6 protein-coding genes are annotated in these 7,550 nt (G+C 41.3%); 4 read left to right on the top strand and 2 right to left on the bottom strand.

Features of this window, described 5'->3' with window-relative positions:
• Positions 1-430: 430 nt before the first annotated feature.
• Positions 431-967: a dCTP deaminase gene (gene dcd, locus AAGC65_RS23585; protein WP_343114926.1), complete on the top strand. Its 537-nt coding sequence runs from the start codon at positions 431-433 to the stop codon at positions 965-967.
• A 186-nt stretch (positions 968-1,153) separates the two neighbouring features.
• Entirely contained in the window at positions 1,154-3,877 is a 2,724-nt protein-coding gene (locus AAGC65_RS23580; protein ID WP_343114925.1) for a TonB-dependent receptor plug domain-containing protein, read from the top strand.
• A 171-nt stretch (positions 3,878-4,048) separates the two neighbouring features.
• On the opposite strand, the gene AAGC65_RS23575 is transcribed toward AAGC65_RS23580, so the two are convergent.
• Positions 4,049-4,936, bottom strand: coding sequence for a hypothetical protein (locus AAGC65_RS23575; RefSeq protein ID WP_343114924.1), 888 nt, complete (start codon positions 4,934-4,936; stop codon positions 4,049-4,051).
• Positions 4,937-5,052: 116 nt separating this feature from the next.
• On the opposite strand from AAGC65_RS23575, the gene AAGC65_RS23570 reads away from it, so the two are divergent.
• Positions 5,053-5,334, top strand: a complete 282-nt coding sequence (locus AAGC65_RS23570) for an ATP-dependent Clp protease adaptor ClpS (protein ID WP_343114923.1) — start codon at positions 5,053-5,055, stop codon at positions 5,332-5,334.
• Positions 5,335-5,380: 46 nt separating this feature from the next.
• Positions 5,381-5,935 (top strand): histidine phosphatase family protein, encoded by a 555-nt coding sequence (locus AAGC65_RS23565; RefSeq protein WP_343114922.1) that lies wholly within the window; start codon positions 5,381-5,383, stop codon positions 5,933-5,935.
• 230 nt (positions 5,936-6,165) lie between these two features.
• Here AAGC65_RS23565 and AAGC65_RS23560 read toward each other — a convergent pair whose 3' ends face one another.
• Positions 6,166-7,233, bottom strand: coding sequence for a branched-chain amino acid aminotransferase (locus tag AAGC65_RS23560; RefSeq protein WP_343114921.1), 1,068 nt, complete (start codon positions 7,231-7,233; stop codon positions 6,166-6,168).
• Positions 7,234-7,550: the final 317 nt, after the last annotated feature.

Raw genomic sequence — 7,550 nt, 5'->3', positions numbered from 1 at the left:
ACACGGGTTCCCAGCCAGTGCAGGTGGCGCTTGCCATTGCTTAGTTTTTCAACATAAGCTTTTTCCTGCTCATCAAGTTGCAGTTGGTTGTACAGGTCGTTAGCCTCTTCTTCAATTTTCCAGAGCGCAAATTCGGTATCATCATCAATACGCTGCCTGTATGCTATAGCCATAATAAGTAAAGTTGCAAAATAGGGGGCAAAATTATGTCAAATAAATTTAATTAAAATATTTAAGTATCGGTATCAAGTAATTAGTATCGAGTATCAAGACACTTAGGGTGCTATTAGACACAATGAAAGCTCATCTAATTTTAGATGCCCAATTCTACAAGTCTTGATACTCGATACTAACTACTTGATACTAAAAACTAATTACTTGCAAACGCATATTGCCTATTGTTTTAATTAGTTATAATTTAGCCCTCAACATGATATTATCAGATAAGCGCATTCTTGAAGAGATAGAAAAAGGTCACATTATTATTGAACCCTTTAAACGCGAATGCCTGGGTACCAATTCGTACGATGTACATTTGGGTAAACACCTGGCTACCTATCGGGACAGGGTACTGGATGCCAAGCTCCACAATGAAATTGATGGCTTTGAGATTCCTAAAGATGGCTTTGTACTTCAGCCAAATACGCTTTATCTGGGTGTAACTATGGAGTACACCGAAACGCACCGCCATGTACCATTTCTGGAGGGTAAATCAAGTACCGGCCGTTTAGGAATTGATATTCATGCCACAGCAGGTAAGGGAGATGTTGGTTTTTGCAACACCTGGACGCTGGAGATATCATGCGCCCAGCCGGTACGTATTTATGCAGGCATGCCTATAGGCCAGCTTATTTATTTTGTAGTTGAGGGCGATATTGAAACTATGTACAATACCAAGAACAACGCCAAATATAATAACCCCACCACACGGCCGGTTGAGAGCATGATGTGGAAGAATAAATTTTAAGCTTTATTTTTTTTCCTGGTATTAAACCTTTGGGTTTAAACTACGTCAAACCGAACACAGGTTTCCATAACCGCTATTTTAGTGTCGGCTAATTTGTGGTATATTTAACTTTATAAAACCTAAAACCTCACACAGAATTCATCACCTGGTGGATATTTTGTGAAGCTTTAATTTTAATGCATTACCATGAAATACAAAAAAATATCTGCCGGCTTATTCCTGATCCTGGTTGTTACCGCAATTTTTGGTTTTAAGGGCCCCGGAGATGATTTTATAGCCAAACTTGTTGACCAACTGAATAAGTGGCGTGCTGAGCGACCCCAGGAAAAAGTATACCTCCATTTAGATAAACCTTATTATGCCGTTGGCGATGATATCTGGTTTAAAGCCTATGTAACCATTGGTAGTAAACATGAATTATCAATTTACAGTGACATATTGAACGTTGACCTCATCGACGAAAATGATTCTATAAAACGAAGTATCAAACTCCCCTTGCAAAGCGGCCTTACCAATGGCGATTTTGCATTGCCTGATACCTTGCAGGAAGGGAATTACCGCATCAGGGCCTACACCAACTGGATGCGCAATTTTGGCGACGCTTATTTTTTTGATAAAACCATAACCATTGTGAATAGTGTGAGCAACACCGTGTTCACCAAAACCAATTATACCTATAGTGAGCAAAGCGGAAAACAAAAAGTTAACGCGCTTATCAATTATACCGATCTGGATGGTAAACCATACTCAGGCAGAGAGGTAAGCTACCGGGTTGAGTTTAGTGGAAAGTCTATTTCAAGGGGTAAAGGTATTACTAATGATAAGGGAGAACTTGATATAGCTTTTATGCCGTCAGCATCTAACCTGGCTGTTGTAGGGCACATTGTTACCAATATAAAACTGGATAATAAAAAGGTGGACACCAAAATTGTACCTATAAAAGCTTTATCAAATAAGGTTGATGTACAATTTTTTCCGGAGGGCGGCAACCTGGTAAGCAGTTCAACTAATTTAAAGGTTGCTTTTAAGGCCGTTGGGGCCGATGGTTTAGGTGCAGCTATCAAAGGTGATATTATGGATGACCAAAATCAGGTGATCACCTCGTTTAACACTACCCACGCGGGCATGGGCGTGTTTGAGCTGAAACCTCAGGTGGGGAAGAACTATAAGGCGCACGTTATATATACTGACGGATCTGCAGGTGATTTTAACATCCCCGCTGCTGTTGATAATGGCTATGCTTTAAGTATTGATAATTCAAACGACGATAATCTTATAATAAAGGTACTGCCTGGATCTACTTTAATGCGCAGTGCTATAGCAGCTAACGGATTAACCCTGGTTGCCCAGAGTGGAGGCGAAATTTATTACGCGGCTAAAAGCCCCGATGGTGGAAAAAACTTCAGCGCGGTTGTGCCAAAAAGTAAATTTCCGTCGGGTATTTTGCAGTTTACCCTGTTCTCGGCAGCGGACGAGCCTTTGAATGAACGGTTGGTATATATCCAGCGTAATGATCAGCTTAAATTGGCCGTGTCATCATCAAGCGCACAATATGCTCCGCGCCAAAAGGTTACCATAAAGCTCAATGCTAAAAACAAGAATGATGAGGCTGTTATCGGTAGTTTCTCGGCATCGGTTATTGATATGTCAAAAGTGCCTGTTGATGAAACGGCAGAAGAAAGCATTTTATCAAATACCCTGCTTACATCTGATTTGAAAGGTTACATTGAAAAACCGGGTTACTATTTTACCAATGAAAATTCAAAAACACGGGCCGATCTTGATGTGCTCATGCTAACCCAGGGCTATCGCCGTTTTGAATGGAAGCAATTGATCAATAATACTTTCCCGCCAGTTGTTTATCAGCCCGAAAAAACGCTGCAAGTAACAGGCCATTTAAAAACCTTTGGCGGTAAGCCGGTTCCAAATGGTAAGGTAACATTGTTTACTACAGCCGGTGGAACATTTGTTTTAGATACCGTGTCAGATAATCAAGGTAAATTCACCTTTAACAATCTTGTTTTTAGGGATAGTATAAAATTTGTGGTACAGGCCCGCACCGCCAAGGACAGAAAAAATCTGGAGATTGAGCTGGATAACATAGCGCCGCAGGTAGTTAGTAAAAACAAAAATGCGCCCGATATACAGGTAAATATTAATGAGGTTAGCGCTGCTTACCTGCAAAACAGCAAGAAACTTTTTGATGAGCAGGTTAAGTACGGCATAGGTAACCATACTATTTTATTGAAAGAAGTTGTTGTGCGCGATGTGCGTACAACCGCTGTAAAACACTCCGCTAATTTAAATGGCCCCGGTAACGCCGATCAGGTGCTTACTTACAAGGATCTGGAAAATTTAGGTGGTCCTTACTTATCAAGCGTTTTACAAGGTAGGCTTTTGGGCGTCATATTTCGTAACGGAAGGCCATTTACTACCCGTGGTGGTGGTGCTATGCAATTGATTGTTGATGGTATTTATGTAGATTCCGATTATTTGGATAACCTGGTGATAAATGATATTGCCAGTATTGAGGTTTTACGGTCGGGCGGTAATACGGCTATATATGGCTCGAGGGGGGGCAATGGTTTGTTGGTGATCACCACAAAAAGAGGAGATGAAGGTGCAGTATATAACAGGTATGCGCCAGGTATAGTCGCATATTCACCAAAGGGATATTATAAGGCACGTGAGTTTTATTCACCTCAGTATGATGATCCTAAAACGAATACCCAGATACAGGATCTACGGTCGACCATTTACTGGAAACCTTCTATCATAACCGATAAGGAAGGCAATGCATCCATATCTTTCTTTAATGCCGATGCTAAGGGTACTTATCGTGTTGTTGTTGAAGGCATTGATGCTGATGGTAATCTGGGCCGGCAGGTTTATAAATATAAGGTCGAATAGGTAAGTCAAAATTCAAAATTAAAAAGTCAAAAATCTCATCAGATTTTTGACTTTTTAATTTTATATATTGTTGTCATTCTGAGCGATAGCGAAGAATCTGTTCTGCGGTAAGTATGGCGTTCAATAGATGCTTCCCTTCGTTCAGCATGACAAAGGGACGGCGGTATTCAACTATTTGGCCAGATAAAATTTCTCCCAGAAATCGGATGATTTTGACATTTCGCTATGGGTTTCGGAGTTGCCGCCGCCACCCATGCCGCCTCCGCCACGACCGCCTCTGCCACCGCGACCACCGCCGCCACCCATACCGCCACCTCTGCCACCACGGCCTCCGCCCATACCCATGCCGCTCATACCGCTGCCACCTTGATGGTCACCGCTTGCCGCAGCACCTGCCGGTCTTTGAACGCCATTTATTTTAAAATTAAATGCCCATTCGTTTTTGGCCATGTCTTTTTCATCTACGTGGAAAAATTGCAGGGGTATAGCTAATTCATAAACCAGATCGCCTTTTTCATCATAATCAATGGCTGCTTTAATGCCATAGGTGTTTGAGGTGGTTATCATATCGCCCTCAATATCTTTAAAACCCTCCACCTTAATGTTTCGGAGTTTGGTTACACGTTCACGCATTAGTTCGTCACGGTCTTCTTTGGTGATTTCTCCGTTATTATCATTCTGCGGCTTTGGAAACTCAAGCGGCGAGCCCGGATCAGCAAGCGGGAAGGTAATGGAGAAAGTTTCCTTTTTTTTACCGTGGGGATCAATGCCCAAAGTAATACCCGCATGCAGGGTTTTCATTTGGTCCATTCGTTCGGGGATACGAATAGCAGCATAAAGGTTTGTTTTATCATTGGCCAGTGTATAATAAAACTTTTTCTCGTCGTTGTAATAGCGCAGGCTATCCCCCCAATCTTTCAGGCTGCCGTCAACAGTGATAGTTGTTGTTGGTGCTTGTAAAGTGCTTTGGGCTGGCTTACCAGTTTGTGCCTGGCTTGAATTTGTTGTAAATGAAAGTGTTGCAAGTGCTAAAATAAAATAGGGCGATGCCTTTTTCATAGTTTTGGGGAGTTTAGGGGTTTTTGATCAGGAGCTATTGTAACATGATTTTTAAGCCCATTAAACACAATTTTAGCACTTTTATTATTTGTTTTTGAGTAAATTTGTAGTTACGTATGCCAACCGAAACACAGGAAGAAACATTTACCCTCGAGGAGTTGATGGCAGGGCTTAAAGAAGTTCACCGCCTTATATTATGGAACGATGATTTTAACACTTTTGATCATGTGATCCACTGCATGATGAAGTATCTGGATTACTCCGAAGCACAAGCAGAAAAAATAGCCTGGAAAGTACATAATGAAGGTAAGTGTGCCGTATTGGAGGGTTCATTTACCGAAATGGAAATTTACCGCAAAATATTACAGCAGGAAGGGCTTACCGTTAGTGTGGAGTAGACGAGTGGTGAGTTTAGAGTGTTGAGTTCTGCCTTACATTTTTAGCATGAAAAAAACAGCTTTATGTATTTTACTGGCATTGTTTACAGTTTGTCTGGTATCTTGTGCCAATGCGCAAAGTAAGAACTTAAGACTCATTTTTATCCGCCATGCAGAGAAACCGGCTGATGGTGACAATCTATCCTGTATGGGCCTGAACCGTGCTTTAAAGTTACCGGAGGTTTTAAAGGCAAAATTCGGATTGCCTGATCGTGTTTATGTGCCAGCTTTAAATCTCGGGAAATCTACCTCAAGGGGGCGTATGTTTCAAACCATTTCTCCATTTGCCATTAAATACAATTTAGCGGTTAACAGTAATTTTGAAGAGGAGGATGCCAAAGGTATAGCTTCGGAATTAAGCAGCAAAAAAGGTACTATCCTAATTGTATGGGAACACAGCCAGCTTAAACCTATACTTAAAGCACTTGGCCTCAAAGTGAAAGATCTGCAATGGTCTGATACCGACTTTGATACGATATGGACAGTCGGCTATAAAAAGGGAAAGCCTTTTTTAACTGTTGATAAAGAGGGGATAAGGCCGGCTGCTGGATGTAGTTTTTAGGGCTCAAAAAAGTGATATAGCACGTTATTGCTTCTCAATTTTGTCATTGCGAGGAGGAACGACGAAGCAATCGCGAACAATGCAAATTTCAGCTGTAAAGTTTGCGATTGCCACGCTACGCTCGCAATGACAAAAAAGTAGTTTTGTAATCTTATCATTGTAATCCCCGTGTGATATCAACAAAAAAGGTGCTCCATTTGAAGCACCTTTGATTTTATATATGATCTGTATTAACCTACCAGGTAATTCCAGCCGTAAGTATCAGGTGCGTTACCATATTTAACAGCATCAAGTGTAGCTAAAACTTTTTGAGAAAACTCACGGGTTTTAGGATCGCTCAGGAAATACTCTTCGCCATCAACGCTGATAGAACCAACAGAAGCGATAGTTGCGGCAGTACCTGCACCAAAGGCATCGGTAAGTTTGCCGTTTTTGGCACCTTCAATAATTTCGGCAACAGAAACCTTGCGGGTTTCAACCGGAATGCCCCACTCTTTAGCTAAAGCAATTACGGTATCACGGGTTACGCCATCCAGAATGGTATCTTTAGCTTCAGCAGTGATCAATTTACCATCAAGCACGAACATGGCATTTGCCGCGCCCATTTCCTCAATATATTTATGCTCTTTAGCGTCTGTCCATATTAACTGGTCAAAGCCTTCCTCAGTAGCTTTGCGGGCTGGCAGCATCGAACTGCCATAATTGCCGGCAGCTTTTGCAAAGCCCATACCGCCTTCGGCAGCGCGGGTATAGTAAGTTTCAATTTTAACGCGCAGCGTTTTTGAAAAATAAGGGCCAACCGGGCCGGCAAGCACCATGTATTTGTAAGTTGATGATGGTGTTACACCCAGATACGGATCGGTAGCAAACATAAACGGGCGTATATATAACGCGTGGTTTGCTTTTGATGGTACCCAGTCGCGGTCAATATCAACTACGGCTGCCATACTTTGTAAAAATACTTCTTCGGGCAGTGTCGGCATACATAAACGCTCGGCTGATTTGTTAAAGCGGATGGCGTTTTTATCGGGACGGAAAATAGTTACTTTGCCATCGGCATGTTTGTAGGCTTTTAAACCTTCAAAAAATGCCTGGCCGTAATGTAATGCAGAAATTGCCGGACTAAGCCCAATTTCGCCGTAGGGAATGACCTGGAAGTTTTTCCATTCACCATCAGCATAATCAGCCACAAACATGTGGTCAGAAAATGTTTTTCCGAATGGTAAGTTGTCAAAATCCGTTTCAGCTAAACGGGAGTGAGTGGTTTTGGTGATCTTGATGTCCAGCGTCTCAGTCATGGCCTTGTGTGTTTATAATATTAGAAAACGGCAAGTTAGGAATTTTTTCAGTGAGTTGATATAAGGAATTGATAGTTAGGTAGATTTTTGGGGAGAGTGACATATTTATGACAGGAAATTAACGAAGAGGTTAAAGAATTTCAATTTCTTATATAATATGCGATATCTACACATAGATGGCTTTTATTTGAAATTATTCAAGTGTTATTAAATATTAATTATATTTAATAACTAAAATTAACCTAACACCATATCATGCAATATGTAAAAATCTCTACCTTAAGTTTAAATGATCCCTTTTTCGATACTCTTAAAGT

The organism is Mucilaginibacter sp. (assembly GCF_039207105.1).
In the GTDB taxonomy this organism is placed as follows: Bacteria; Bacteroidota; Bacteroidia; order Sphingobacteriales; family Sphingobacteriaceae; genus Mucilaginibacter.
Note: the sequence above shows the minus strand (reverse complement) of the source record. Positions and strands in the feature narration are given on the sequence as shown.